The following is a 13,058-nucleotide window of genomic DNA, read 5'->3' as shown; positions in this document are numbered from 1 at the left end:
ACTTTTTCAGGGAGGAAAAAAGTTAATGGTCGCGTCAACTCTGATCGCCGAGGCAAAGGAACCAATCCAGGGCCATGTGGTGGAAACTTGGGAGATTAGCAAGACCTACCGTACCGGCTTTTGGATGAATCAGAAGGTGGAGTCCCTTAAACCTTTGTCCATTGCGGTGCAACCGGGGGAAACCTTTGGCCTACTGGGCCCCAACGGAGCAGGTAAAACTACCCTGTTAAAAATTCTTTTGGGGGTAATTCGCGCCAGCGGCGGCCGGGGTACCCTCCTGGGTAAACCCATCGGCGATCGCCAGACCAAACAACGGGTGGGCTACCTACCGGAAAATGCCTATTTTTATGATTTTTTAACCGCCTGGGAATTTTTAGATTACATCGGCAGTCTGTTTCAGATTGGCAAACGGGAACGGCAACGACGCATTATGGCCATGTGCGACCTGGTGGGGCTGGCCCAAAAAACCGCCAAAAAGAAGCAATTGCGGCAATATTCCAAAGGCATGTTGCAACGGGTGGGCATGGCCCAGGCCCTGATTAATGATCCAGAGGTGGTATTCCTGGATGAACCTATGTCTGGTTTAGACCCCCTGGGACGTTACCAAGTGCGGGAGATTATTCTCTCTCTGAAAGAACAGGGCAAAACCATCTTTTTCAACTCCCACATTTTGGCGGATGTGGAGCAAATTTGTGACCGCATTGCCATTTTGGCCCGGGGGGAATTGCTCTGTAGCGGTTCTTTAGCGGAAGTGTTGGGCACCGATGAAGGCTACCAAGTGGTCTTACGAGGGGGACAAGCAGAGGAATTAAGCAAATATTTAGGTAACCTCAGTCAGGAACAGGATGTCTGGCATGGTGATTACCAGGGAGATCCCCAAACGCTAGTGGATGCTCTACCTAGTCTTGGGGCCAGTTTAATCAGCCTCAATTTGGCCAGGCCTTCCCTGGAAGATTATTTCATCCGGCAACTGCGGGAACGGGGCATCACCACCAGTCAGTAAGCAAAAAAATTCAGTATCTTAAGCGTCCCAAAGAACGGAAAACCGAACCTTGTTTGGCTTAGCACTCCACTGCCAAGAGTGCTAGAGTGCTTTATGGACTTGTCCGCTACCTTTGACGTTATTTGTAACTTTTTAGTCTATGTCTAAGCTTATTTCCTTTAAGGATGAATCCAGACGCTCCCTGGAAGCAGGGATTAATGCCCTGGCCGATGCAGTGCGGATTACCCTCGGCCCCAAAGGTCGTAACGTTTTATTAGAAAAGCAGTACGGTGCTCCCCAGATTGTCAACGATGGCATCACCGTCGCCAAAGAAATTGAACTGTCTAACCCGGAAGAAAATGCTGGAGCTAAGCTAATCCAGGAAGTTGCTTCCAAAACCAAGGAAATTGCTGGGGATGGCACCACCACCGCCACTATTATTGCTCAAGCTTTAGTGCGGGAAGGTCTGCGCAATGTGGCCGCTGGCGCTAACCCTGTAGCTCTGCGTCGGGGCATCGAAAAAGTTACCACTTTCCTCGTCCAAGAAATTCAGGCTTTGGCTAAACCAGTGGAAGGTTCGGCGATCGCCCAGGTGGCCACCGTATCCTCCGGTAACGATTCCGAAGTCGGGGCCATGATTGCCGATGCCATGGACAAAGTCACCAAAGACGGCGTCATCACCGTGGAAGAGTCCAAATCCCTCAATACCGAATTGGAAGTGGTGGAAGGGATGCAGATCGACCGGGGTTACATTTCCCCCTACTTCATCACCGATAGCGATCGCCAATTGGTGGAGTTTGATAATCCTCTGATTTTAATCACTGACAAAAAAATCAGCGCCATTGCCGACTTGGTGCCCGTGCTGGAAAGCGTTGCCCGGGCCGGTCGTCCTCTGCTGATTATTGCTGAAGATATCGAAGGGGAAGCCCTCGCCACCCTAGTGGTCAACAAAGCCCGGGGGGTGCTCAATGTTGCTGCCATTAAAGCGCCCGCCTTTGGCGATCGGCGTAAAGCCGTGTTGCAGGACATCGCCATCCTCACCGGTGGTAGTGTAATTTCTGAAGATATTGGTTTGAGTCTTGACAGCGTCAGCTTGGATCAATTGGGTCAAGCGGTTAAAGCCACTTTGGAAAAAGACAACACCATCCTCGTTGCCGGGGCAGACAAACGGGCCTCTGCCGGAGTTAAAGAACGGATCGAGCAACTCCGCAAAGAATATGCCGCTTCCGATTCCGACTACGACAAAGAAAAAATCCAAGAGCGCATCGCCAAACTAGCCGGTGGTGTGGCCGTGATCAAAGTCGGCGCCGCCACAGAAACGGAACTCAAAGACCGCAAACTCCGCATTGAAGATGCCCTTAACGCCACCAAAGCTGCGGTGGAAGAAGGTATTGTTCCTGGTGGTGGCACCACCCTAATCCGTTTAGCCGGCAAAATTGAAGCATTTAAAGCCCAACTTAGCAACGATGAAGAACGGGTGGCGGCCGACATCATTGCCAAAGCCCTGGAAGCCCCCCTACACCAGTTGGGCAGGAATGCCGGGGTAGAAGGTTCCGTCATTGTCGAAAAAGTCAAGGAAGCCACTGGCAACCAAGGTTATAACGTCATCACTGGCAAAATTGAAGACCTAATTGCTGCTGGTATCATCGACCCCGCCAAAGTGGTGCGTTCTGCCCTGCAAAATGCCGCTTCTATCGCTGGTATGGTGCTAACCACCGAAGCTCTGGTAGTGGAAAAACCTGAACCGGCGGCCCCTGCTATGCCCGACATGGGTGGCATGGGCGGTATGGGAGGTATGGGCGGCATGGGTGGTATGGGTATGATGTAATTGCCCCATCCTTGCCATGCTCGGATTACTAGTCCATCGCGGCTAATCTGAAGGCTTTGTTGCCTGTTGTCCCCCTTCCCTAGCTAACTGGGAGGGGGATTTTTGTTACCTGCAAAACAGCTAAAATTGTTCAACCATAAATTGTCCGGTAAAAGTACCATTGATCTTAAATAATTCAGGGGGTTCAATAATGGACAGAGAAGAAAAAATAAGAGTAAGTGAAGATAAATTTGCCCTATCAGCTAGGGTGAAAAAGCTGTTAACTCAATCTCTTGACACTTTAGAAGCAATTCTTGATGATGACCAACTGCCGCCTCAAGAAAGGGCAACGGTGGCCTTAAAAATTCTTGAAATAGCAGAGGTTTTTACCGAGTTTAATGGTCATTCAGCGGATAAATTAATAGTCAGTGCTCAGCGGGAAATTAAGCAATTACAGCCAGAATATTCTCAAATCAACCCCAATTTACCGGAACCAACGGCAACCCAACAGACAGAATCGATATTTTTGCCTGCTAACTATGTAGAAGTTAAAGGCTTTTTATGCCCAGAAGAAAATGAAAAGTTTATCACAGAAGCAATCAATAGACGACGGCAATATATGGAGTCAAACACTACAACTAAGGCAAATCAATATCGCCAATCCTATGTGCTTTTTTCTAAAAAAATCCCTGCATTGTCAGCCCTGATACGAGAACGGATCAAGCAAAGGTTACCGGGATTACTGGGTCAATTAAATTTTTCTCCCTTCGAAATTGCAGAAATTGAAGTGCAACTGACAGCCCATAATGATGGTTGCTATTACAGAATTCATAACGATGCCGGTAGTGAAAAAACAGCCACTCGACAAATCACCTATGTCTATTATTTTTACCAAGAACCAAAGGCTTTTTCTGGAGGGGAGTTAAAACTTTACGATACGGAGTTTAAAAGTAACACCATTATCACCCATCCAAATTTTCAAACTATTACCCCCACCAATAATTCCATTATCTTTTTTAATAGCCGTTGTCGCCATGAAGTAATGCCTGTGATTTGTCCTTCCAGGGAATTTGCCCACAGTCGGTTTACGGTCAACGGTTGGATTCGCCGAACGGCTGAATGATATGTGAACGATTCCTCCCTGCTCAGGTGAAGAAGAGTAATTTCACCTTGTAAAAGTTAAACAAAAACCTGCAACTGTTGGATCAACTGGGCGGCCTGTTGTACGCCTTCAATGCGATGCACCGGTTGCCCCTGTTTGAATAACACCAAGGTTGGTAAAGACTGGATTTGGTACTGGGTGGCGATCGCCGGATATCTGTCGGTGTCAATTTTCACCACTTGGAGTTGCTGGCGGAGATGACTGCCCACTTGCTCGAGAATGGGGGCCATCATTTGACAGGGGCCGCACCAGGTAGCATAAAAGTCCACCAACACCGGCTTGGGGGAACCGGCCAGCATGTCGGCAAAATTGGCAAACTGTTTTTTGACAGCCATAGTATTTTCCCTCGCAAAGGTATTAATCCAGTTCTAGCAATTATTGGGGGCGATCGCCTATGGCCGAATCGATGGTTTGATCAAAACGCTTTTGCAGAAAGTGAAAGACAAAGTAGAGGCCTACCATTCCCACCACGGCAGCTAGGGCAAACCAACTAAATTGGGTAGTCCAGGCAATAATTTGCTCAATGGTGACCACCCTTCCCAAAAAGTAGGCCAAACTGACAGTGATGGTGGCCCAAACGGAAGCACCGCCGATGTTATAGAGCAAAAATTTGCCGTAGGGCATACGGACAATGCCGGCCATGGGCCCCGCAAAAATTCGTAGTAGGGTGACAAAACGCCCCAAAAATACCGCCGCCGCCCCATTTTGGCTAAATTTATGGCGGGCTTGATCAAGCTTTTCCTGGGGAATGTTAAACAGCTTGGCCGCCCTGGTCAGTAGGGGCCAACCGCCCCAGCGTCCCACCCAGTAACCACAACTATCCCCCAACACAGCCCCGGCGATCGCAGCGATTAAAACACCGCCGTAACTTAAATCCCCGCTGCCGGCCAAAAAGCCCCCCAACAGGGTTATGGTTTCTCCAGGGATGGGAATGCCCGCATTTTCCAAGGCAATGCCAAAGAATACGGCTCCGTAACCATATTGACGGGCCAATTCCTGCAATGTCTCTAGCGAAAAAAATTCCCAACCCATGGTGATGCTTATTTAATAATTCTTAATAATCTGCTTATTTTTAGTGTAGCGGATGGGAGTCTTGGATGCTGCCGAAGATTTTACTGCTCAGCAATGGCCACGGAGAAGATGCGATCGCCGTTAGCATTGGCCAGGCTTGGAGTGCTCTGGCGGGGATGAAGCCTGAGAAAATATTAGTGGGATTACCCTTGGTAGGGAAAGGCAGTAGTTATCGACGCTTAAATATTCCTCTAATTGGCCCGGTGAAAACCATGCCCTCCGGTGGCTTTAACAACATGGATGCCAGGGAATTATGGCGGGATGTTCAGGGTGGTCTATGGGGGCTCACTAAAGCCCAGTTGGGAAGTTTGAAACAATGGACAGCGCAAGGGGGCAAAGTTGTAGCAGTGGGGGACATCGTGCCCCTGGCCCTAGCTTGGTTGGGCCGAGGTGATTACGCCTTTGTGGGCACAGCTAAGTCGGAATATTATCTCCGCTCCCCCGTTGGGGAATGGTTACCCAGTACCCAAGCTTGGGAAAAATGGCTTGGTTCCACCTACTACCCTTGGGAGCAGTGGTTAATGATGAGGAAAAATTGCACAGCGGTCTTTCCCCGCGATCGCCTCACCCATGCAAGTTTATTAAGCCAAGGCGTGATTAGTTACCCCGTGGGCAATCCGATGATGGACGGTTTAAACTCGCAGGATTACCAACCCCAACCGTTACAGCCAGGGCAGAGTTTGAGCATTACCCTTTTACCCGGTTCCCGATCGCCAGAAATGGAACGGAATTGGGCCCTCATTGGGCGAAGTTTAACTAGCGTGTTAACCCATTTTTCCGATGTTTCTGTAACCTTCCTGGCGGCGATCGCCCCTTCCCTCCCCTTAGCACCGTTGATGGCTGAAGTGGAAACCCAGGGTTGGCAACGATTGGAGGAAAATAACGTGGAACTTTTGACCAACAAAATTTCTTGCCTGATCGAGGGACCCGTTTTCCAAAAAAACCAAGCCCATTTGGTTTTTAGCCAACAACAGTTTGCCGATTGTCTGCACAATGCCCAAGCGGCGATCGCCATGGCTGGTACCGCCACGGAACAATTTGTCGGTCTTGGTAAACCGGTGATTAGTTTTCCTGGTGCTGGCCCCCAATACAATCCTTATTTTGCCCGTCGTCAAACCTGGCTCCTGGGGGAGTCCTTAATCCTCTTAGATGCCCCGGAACAAACTGGCATAGCTCTAAAAAAAGTACTACATAATCAGAATCAACTAGAGGCGATCGCCCGTAATGGCCGGGAACGATTGGGGGAAGCTGGAGCCGCCCGCCGTATTGCAGAAGTCCTCCACCAACAATGGGGTTAGTTCTTTGCGGGAAAATTTCTTGTGAATTTACTTACAAAATTTTAAATGGTGTTGAGAGCTGATTTTATAAGTCTGCTGAGATCAAGCAATGACAAGGCTTTCAGTGTTTGCTATGACAAGAGTTCCAAATAATCCAAACACTTACTAGATAAGGGTTTGAGCACTCTTAAGATTTTCTTTAGAAATTAGCTCTGAATGGCAAGTAAAAAAAGGTGATAAAGTAAATCCCCCTAAACAAGTAAATATCATCTACTATGCCAAACTCTCTGAGAAAAATAATCAAGCCCATTCTTTATCGGCATGGCTGGAGGGCTTAAATTTCAACACTTTGAGCTTAGCCTTCAGCCTTTTTTTCCGCTTTTCTTTCTTCTCGAACTCAGGTTAAAAATACCTAACTAAAGCAATTAATTAGGCAATGGTTTGAACAGTTTTAACAGTTTGAATTACGCTCCTTTGACGATCGCCCCGAAATCTCCCAGGATTAGGGCATAATTACGAATTAGACCGAGTAAGTTAAGGCGATTTTGCCGTAATTCGTCATTTTCCGCCATTACCAACACACTATCCGGTCCGTCGAAAAAGTCCGCCACGGTGGGGGCCAACTCATGTAGAGCGTTTACCAAAGTTTCGTAGTCACGGCTTTCTTGCACTTCTACCGCTTTGGGATAAATGGCCAACAATGCTTGGTAAACTGCTTTTTCCGAATCCTGGACCAGTTGGGGAGCTTGGACCACAGGACGGGGGTCCAGTTGAGTTGTTGGCAAGGTGCCCTTACTAGCTAGCTTGGCGGAACGGTTCACGGTGGGATAAATGGCGTCTAAATGACCGTTGTCCCGCAATTCTTGCAGATATTGAGCCCTTTCCCTGACATCCTGTAAATCCGCCAACAGGCGGTCAGGCATCGTACTTTCGGCATCGTCACAGTTTGTTTCCCCACTGCCCAACACAGCGTTGACTAGGTCATAATCAATGCCCTGTTCATCCTGAAGTAAGGTTTGTAGTCTTTGCAGAAAAAATGCCTTTAACGCTGGGAGGGGGGAAGTTTTGTCGGGGTGGGAGGTGACAAAATCCTGGCAACCCTGGTTCAATAGTTCCAGTGAATTGACTTCTAGACCCGCCGTCCAGGCTACGTTAATCACCGCATTGGCTGCCCGCCGCAGGGCAAAGGGATCGGAAGAGCCAGTGGGAAGTAAACCCAAACCAAAAATACTCACTAGAGTATCGAGGCGATCGGCCATGCCCACCACTTGACCGGGTAAGCCTTGGGGTAAATCATCATCCTGGTGCCGGGGGAGGTAATGCTCCACAATGCCCTGGGCTACCACCGCCGATTCACCGCTAACGAGGGCGTATTTTTCCCCCATAATGCCTTGCAGTTCAGGAAATTCGTACACCATTTGGGTTACCAGATCTGCTTTACAAAGCATGGCAGTGCTGTCAATTTCCCCCCGCTGTTGCTCCGTTACCCCCAACTGATCGGCGATCGCCGCGGCCATTTCCATAATGCGGTCCACCTTATCCCGCATGGTGCCCAACTCTTCTTGGAAGGTAACCGTTTCTAGTTGGGGCAAATAGCTGTCGAGGCTATCGTCACAGTCAGCCTGATAGAAAAATTTGGCATCGGCTAAGCGGGCCCGAATGACTCGGCCATTGCCCGCCGCAATAATCTCCCCTTTGCTGGGATCGCCGTTGGCAATGGTGATGAAATGGGGTAATAGCTGGCCATCTTTGTCCACCACGGGAAAGTAGCGTTGATGGGTGACCATGACGGTGGTAATCACTTCCCTGGGTAAGCTGAGAAATTCTTGATCAAACTGCCCTAACACTGCGGTGGGATATTCCACCAACTGTTCCACTTCATCGAGCAAATCGTCATAAATAATCGCTTTGCCTTCTGGGGTGGCCGCCTGGGTGGTAATTTGTTGCTCAATTATGGCCCGGCGCTCCTTGGGATCCACCACGACCCCAGCCTGTTTTAACTGAGCCAAATAATCTTCTCCGTGGGCTAGGCTAACTGGTGCTGGGTGCAAAATTCGATGTCCCCGGGAAAGGCGATCAGCGACTAAGGTAGTAGAGCCATTGTCAATATGTAGAGGTAAAACCTGGTCATCCAACAAACAAACCAACCAACGAATGGGACGGGGGAAGCGCCAATCTCCATCTCCCCAACGCATAAACCGTCGACCATCCAAAGCCTTGAGCCAACCTAGGGCTAGCTTGGGTAACAAATCCTGGCTCGCTTGGCCCCGCAGTTGCTTATTGACAAAAATAAAATCTCCTTTGGGGGTGGAGCGGATTTCAAAATCCTCTGGGCTGACCCCTTGTTTTTTGGCAAAGCCCAACGCGGCTGGGGTGGGTTGGCCGTCCTTGAAAGCGGCACTGGCCGGTGGCCCCTTAATTTCCTCTAGGCGATCGGGCTGACATTCCGGTAAACCTTTAATCAACACCGTTAAGCGCCGGGGCGTGCCGTAAATTTCCACCGACTCCGGTTCTAAAAACTCCGCCGCCAAACCTGGGGGAATTAACCCTTGCCACTGGACGATCGCACTACGAACAAAATCGGCGGGTAACTCTTCAGTTCCAATTTCAAATAGAAAGGTTTGCAGGGGCATAGGGCAAGGGAGCAATGGGTCGGTTAGGGAAGGCAAAAGCCACCACCAATAACCATATCAGGCAAGTTGAGGTGGGGCATAGGGATTTTTAGCAATGGCACAAAATCAGCCCATTTACGGGCAGGTGCTGGCGCCATCATTTCTGGACTAGGTTTTAATGGTCAGTGTTGACCGATTACTGCTTACTGCCCACTGAAACCTAGACCGAAAATATAACCTTAATACCAAAGTTTTTATGAAAGCCCTCATTCTCTCCGGCGGCAAAGGAACCCGGTTGCGCCCCCTCACCTACACCGGAGCCAAGCAGTTGGTGCCCGTGGCTAACAAACCAATCCTCTGGTATGGCATTGAGGCGATCGCCAAGGCTGGCATTACCGACATCGGCATTATTATTAGCCCAGAAACGGGGGAGGAAATTAAAATGGTCACCGGCAACGGGGAAAATTTTGGCGCCCAGATTACTTACATTTTGCAATCAGAACCCTTGGGGCTGGCCCATGCGGTGAAAACGGCGGCGGATTTTCTCCAAACATCTCCTTTTGTGATGTATTTAGGAGATAACCTAATTCAAGATGATTTAGAGCAATTCCTCGACCATTTCCAAGCAAAATCTCTCGATTCCTTGATTTTACTGCGAAAAGTTCCCAATCCCACTGCCTTTGGGGTGGCCACCGTTGATGACCAAGGCAAAGTGCTAGCCCTGGTGGAAAAACCGGAGCATCCCCCTTCCAACCTGGCCCTAGTGGGACTTTACTTTTTTGCCCCCACCATCCACCAGGCGATCGCCAATATTGAGCCCTCTGCCCGGGGAGAACTAGAAATCACCGATGCGATCCAATATCTGATCAGCCATGGTTATGGGGTGGAATCTCTGGAGTTAGAGGGATGGTGGCTAGACACCGGCAAAAAGGACGATCTGCTGGCCGCCAATCAAATTATCCTCGATAGCCTAGTGGAGAAAGATATCCAGAGCACTGTGGATGAGCAAAGTAAAATCTCCGGTCGGGTAACCATTGGCCCCCACAGCCAAATTATCAACAGCGTCATCCGTGGCCCCGTGGCGATCGGCTCAAACTGTCATTTGGAAAACTGCTTTATCGGTCCCTACAGCAGTATTGCCGACGGAGTTAAAATCAGGGATGCAGATCTCGAACACAGTGTCGTGCTCCAGGGAGCCAGCATTGTGGCCATCGAACAAAGAATTGTCGACAGTGTCATCGGCAAAAACGCCAAAATTTTCCCCGCTCCCCGCCGTCCCCAGGCTTTACGTTTCCTGATTGGGAATGATTCTCAAGTGGAACTGATTGGATCATCTTCCTACCCCCAAGACTAAAACTCCCCAGCAACCTAGACTAGTTTTGCTAGAATGGTGCCAACTCAAATCGTGGCGGATCTGGCCATGTAGATTACTAAATCAACCGGATAGGTGTTTCCTATGGTTATGGCGCCACCATCCCCCGGGATTTGCATTAATCTAGAGTGTGTATTATGAAGACAACCGGAGGTTAATTTCTTAACCTTTCTTTACCTTAGATCTTAGATCCCCATCGATCTTTTTACCGTTTACCGTCCATCCACAGGAGTCCAACGCCCCTATGCCCGAGCTTGCTGTCCGCACCGAATTTGACTATTCCAGCGCAATCTACAAAGACGCCTACAGCCGCATCAACGCCATTGTCATTGAAGGCGAACAGGAAGCCTACAGCAACTATCTCCAGATGGCGGAACTCTTACCGGAGGACAAGGAAGAGTTAGTCCGCTTAGCCAAAATGGAAAACCGCCACAAGAAAGGTTTCCAAGCCTGTGGCAACAACCTCAAAGTTAGCCCTGATATGCCCTATGCCCAGGAATTTTTTGCTGGTCTGCACGGCAATTTCCAAAAAGCTTTTGGGGAAGGGAAAGTTGTTACCTGTTTATTGATTCAAGCTTTAATTATCGAAGCTTTTGCGATCGCCGCCTACAACATTTACATTCCTGTGGCGGACGACTTTGCCCGGAAAATCACCGAAGGCGTGGTCAAGGACGAATACACCCACCTCAACTATGGCGAAGAGTGGTTAAAAGCCAACTTTGCCACCGCTAAAGAGGAACTGGAACAGGCCAACAAGGAAAACCTACCCCTAGTGTGGAAAATGCTCAACCAAGTGCAGGGGGATGCGAAGGTGTTGGGCATGGAGAAGGAAGCCCTGGTAGAAGATTTTATGATCAGCTACGGTGAAGCCCTCAGTAACATTGGCTTTAGCACCAGGGAAATTATGCGCATGTCCTCCTACGGTTTAGCCGGAGTCTAGTCTAGGTCGGCAATATCTCAAACTATTTCATTAAGCCCACAAATCTCGAACTTCTTCGGATCTGTGGGTTTTTGCCCTATTTTCGGGTACTTTTAGGAAGCTGGCCCATGGCAAAGGGAAGTTTGTCAAATTGTGCCATACTGTGTAAAGCTTTATGGCGATCGGAGTCGTTAACTGAGCGGAAAGCGATACCTTCCCCTATTTATTCTGACTATTATCAATGTTTGGTCTTATTGGTCATCTCACGAGTTTAGAACACGCCCAAGCGGTTGCCGAAGATTTAGGCTATCCTGAGTACGCCAACCAAGGCTTAGATTTTTGGTGTTCTGCTCCCCCCCAAGTAGTTGATAACTTTCAGGTGAAAAGTGTAACGGGGCAGGTAATTGAAGGCAAATATGTAGAGTCCTGCTTTTTGCCAGAAATGTTGACCCAACGGCGCATTAAGGCGGCCATTCGGAAAATTCTCAATGCCATGGCCCTGGCCCAGAAAGTTGGTTTGGATATTACGGCCCTGGGAGGTTTTTCTTCGATTGTATTTGAAGAATTTAACCTCAAGCAAAATAATCAAGTCCGCAATGTGGAACTGGACTTTCAGCGGTTCACCACTGGGAATACCCACACCGCCTATGTAATTTGCCGTCAGGTGGAAGCTGGGGCAAAGCAACTGGGTATTGATCTAAGTCAGTCCACAGTGGCGGTTTGTGGTGCAACGGGGGACATTGGTAGCGCGGTATGCCGTTGGTTGGATAGCAAACACCAAGTTAAGGAATTATTGTTAATTGCCCGTAACCGCCAGAGACTGGAAAACCTCCAAGAGGAATTGGGTCGGGGCAAAATTATGGATTTGGAAACGGCCCTGCCTCAGGCAGACGTTATTGTTTGGGTGGCGAGTATGCCCAAGGGAGTGGAAATTGCCGGAGAAATGTTGAAAAAGCCCTGTTTGATTGTAGATGGGGGCTATCCCAAAAATTTAGATACGCGGGTGAAGGCGGATGGGGTGCATATTCTCAAGGGGGGCATTGTGGAGCATTCCTTGGATATCACCTGGGAGATTATGAAAATTGTGGATATGGATATTCCTTCCCGGCAAATGTTCGCCTGTTTTGCGGAGGCAATTTTGTTGGAGTTTGAGGGCTGGCGCACTAATTTTTCTTGGGGCCGCAACCAAATTTCCGTTAATAAAATGGAGGCGATCGGGGAAGCTTCCGTCAAGCATGGCTTTTGCCCTTTGGTCGCTCTTTAACTCTGGGGTTTGTGGAGTTGGTCAACGGTTAACAAGGTCTGAAGCAGTGCTTAATTTCCGTCCAATCTCTTCAAGAGCCTAATACGACATGTCCCTAGTGCTTCTTATCGGATATGATTACTGCTGTAAAATCTCCCTTCTGTCCTAGGCATTTATTAAACGGGTGAATTGAGAGGATTCGTTCTTAGCACTGCTGGGTTAAGTATACGTTTGAATCAAGGACTAATTACAACAAACAACAACTAACTATCAAGGCTCACCGCCGCTGGTCAAAGGGTCTGACTCAGTTGGGATAGGCAGTGGCCCATGAGAAAATACACCACCAAAGTGGCTGCCGCTGCTGCTGCTACCAGAGTTCCAGCCAGCATCAAAGAAAATTCCTGCTCTTCGATCGCCTGTTGCATGAGGTGGAGCGACCAAGCCACCAAAGCCACATCAAAAATGAGAATGGGCACCAACATATGTAACAAAATGTAAACCTTTACGTTACATTCTAATCTATTAGCCAGCGCTGGCAATCAAAAATCCGTTAATTTAACCTTTTCTACGGTTTTGGGGCGGTGTCCCGGCAGATGTTCTCCGTGCTTTTCTG

11 protein-coding genes are annotated in these 13,058 nt (G+C 48.9%); 7 read left to right on the top strand and 4 right to left on the bottom strand.

The window, feature by feature from the left end:
* Positions 1-25 precede the first annotated feature (25 nt).
* From IQE94_RS13465 to IQE94_RS13455, 3 genes are all read left to right on the top strand, one after another.
* Positions 26-1,003 (top strand): ABC transporter ATP-binding protein, encoded by a 978-nt coding sequence (locus IQE94_RS13465; protein WP_212721027.1) that lies wholly within the window; start codon positions 26-28, stop codon positions 1,001-1,003.
* Positions 1,004-1,142: 139 nt separating this feature from the next.
* A complete protein-coding gene (groL, locus tag IQE94_RS13460; protein WP_212721029.1) occupies positions 1,143-2,810 on the top strand; it encodes a chaperonin GroEL in 1,668 nt (555 codons plus the stop codon).
* A gap of 190 nt (positions 2,811-3,000) precedes the next feature.
* Positions 3,001-3,912: a 2OG-Fe(II) oxygenase gene (locus IQE94_RS13455; RefSeq protein ID WP_212721030.1), complete on the top strand. Its 912-nt coding sequence runs from the start codon at positions 3,001-3,003 to the stop codon at positions 3,910-3,912.
* Positions 3,913-3,968: 56 nt separating this feature from the next.
* On the opposite strand, the gene trxA is transcribed toward IQE94_RS13455, so the two are convergent.
* Together trxA and IQE94_RS13445 are read right to left on the bottom strand one after the other, a co-directional pair.
* Entirely contained in the window at positions 3,969-4,286 is a 318-nt protein-coding gene (gene trxA, locus IQE94_RS13450) for a thioredoxin (RefSeq protein ID WP_212721031.1), read from the bottom strand.
* Between the two features lie 40 nt (positions 4,287-4,326).
* The gene (locus tag IQE94_RS13445) at positions 4,327-4,983 is read right to left on the bottom strand and encodes a DedA family protein (RefSeq protein WP_223342129.1); all 657 of its coding nucleotides are present in this window, start codon (positions 4,981-4,983) and stop codon (positions 4,327-4,329) included.
* Between the two features lie 65 nt (positions 4,984-5,048).
* Here IQE94_RS13445 and IQE94_RS13440 point away from each other — a divergent pair, with 65 nt between their 5' ends.
* Positions 5,049-6,320 (top strand): lipid-A-disaccharide synthase-related protein, encoded by a 1,272-nt coding sequence (locus IQE94_RS13440; RefSeq protein ID WP_212721033.1) that lies wholly within the window; start codon positions 5,049-5,051, stop codon positions 6,318-6,320.
* A gap of 443 nt (positions 6,321-6,763) precedes the next feature.
* Here IQE94_RS13440 and glyS read toward each other — a convergent pair whose 3' ends face one another.
* Positions 6,764-8,932, bottom strand: coding sequence for a glycine--tRNA ligase subunit beta (glyS, locus tag IQE94_RS13435; protein ID WP_223342128.1), 2,169 nt, complete (start codon positions 8,930-8,932; stop codon positions 6,764-6,766).
* Between the two features lie 235 nt (positions 8,933-9,167).
* Here glyS and IQE94_RS13430 point away from each other — a divergent pair, with 235 nt between their 5' ends.
* The 3 genes from IQE94_RS13430 to IQE94_RS13420 all read left to right on the top strand — a co-directional run bounded on the left by IQE94_RS13430 (position 9,168) and on the right by IQE94_RS13420 (position 12,466).
* The gene (locus IQE94_RS13430; protein WP_223342127.1) at positions 9,168-10,265 is read left to right on the top strand and encodes a glucose-1-phosphate thymidylyltransferase; all 1,098 of its coding nucleotides are present in this window, start codon (positions 9,168-9,170) and stop codon (positions 10,263-10,265) included.
* Positions 10,266-10,527: 262 nt separating this feature from the next.
* Positions 10,528-11,223: an aldehyde oxygenase (deformylating) gene (locus tag IQE94_RS13425; protein ID WP_194016501.1), complete on the top strand. Its 696-nt coding sequence runs from the start codon at positions 10,528-10,530 to the stop codon at positions 11,221-11,223.
* 220 nt (positions 11,224-11,443) lie between these two features.
* Positions 11,444-12,466 (top strand): long-chain acyl-[acyl-carrier-protein] reductase, encoded by a 1,023-nt coding sequence (locus IQE94_RS13420; RefSeq protein ID WP_212721050.1) that lies wholly within the window; start codon positions 11,444-11,446, stop codon positions 12,464-12,466.
* Between the two features lie 269 nt (positions 12,467-12,735).
* Here IQE94_RS13420 and IQE94_RS13415 read toward each other — a convergent pair whose 3' ends face one another.
* Positions 12,736-12,927, bottom strand: coding sequence for a hypothetical protein (locus tag IQE94_RS13415; protein WP_010873442.1), 192 nt, complete (start codon positions 12,925-12,927; stop codon positions 12,736-12,738).
* Between the last annotated feature and the right edge of the window lie 131 nt (positions 12,928-13,058).

The organism is Synechocystis sp. PCC 7339 (assembly GCF_019924095.1).
Classification (GTDB): domain Bacteria; phylum Cyanobacteriota; class Cyanobacteriia; order Cyanobacteriales; family Microcystaceae; genus Synechocystis.
Note: the sequence above shows the minus strand (reverse complement) of the source record. Positions and strands in the feature narration are given on the sequence as shown.

Coding starts and splice junctions, on each gene's coding strand:
- IQE94_RS13425 (WP_194016501.1), top strand. CDS start 10,528: ATGCCCGAGCTTGCTGTCCGCACCGAATTTGACTATTCCAGCGCAATC.
- IQE94_RS13430 (WP_223342127.1), top strand. CDS start 9,168: ATGAAAGCCCTCATTCTCTCCGGCGGCAAAGGAACCCGGTTGCGCCCC.
- IQE94_RS13465 (WP_212721027.1), top strand. CDS start 26: ATGGTCGCGTCAACTCTGATCGCCGAGGCAAAGGAACCAATCCAGGGC.
- IQE94_RS13445 (WP_223342129.1), bottom strand. CDS start 4,983: ATGGGTTGGGAATTTTTTTCGCTAGAGACATTGCAGGAATTGGCCCGT.
- IQE94_RS13420 (WP_212721050.1), top strand. CDS start 11,444: ATGTTTGGTCTTATTGGTCATCTCACGAGTTTAGAACACGCCCAAGCG.
- groL (WP_212721029.1), top strand. CDS start 1,143: ATGTCTAAGCTTATTTCCTTTAAGGATGAATCCAGACGCTCCCTGGAA.
- glyS (WP_223342128.1), bottom strand. CDS start 8,932: ATGCCCCTGCAAACCTTTCTATTTGAAATTGGAACTGAAGAGTTACCC.
- IQE94_RS13440 (WP_212721033.1), top strand. CDS start 5,049: ATGCTGCCGAAGATTTTACTGCTCAGCAATGGCCACGGAGAAGATGCG.
- IQE94_RS13415 (WP_010873442.1), bottom strand. CDS start 12,927: ATGTTGGTGCCCATTCTCATTTTTGATGTGGCTTTGGTGGCTTGGTCG.
- IQE94_RS13455 (WP_212721030.1), top strand. CDS start 3,001: ATGGACAGAGAAGAAAAAATAAGAGTAAGTGAAGATAAATTTGCCCTA.
- trxA (WP_212721031.1), bottom strand. CDS start 4,286: ATGGCTGTCAAAAAACAGTTTGCCAATTTTGCCGACATGCTGGCCGGT.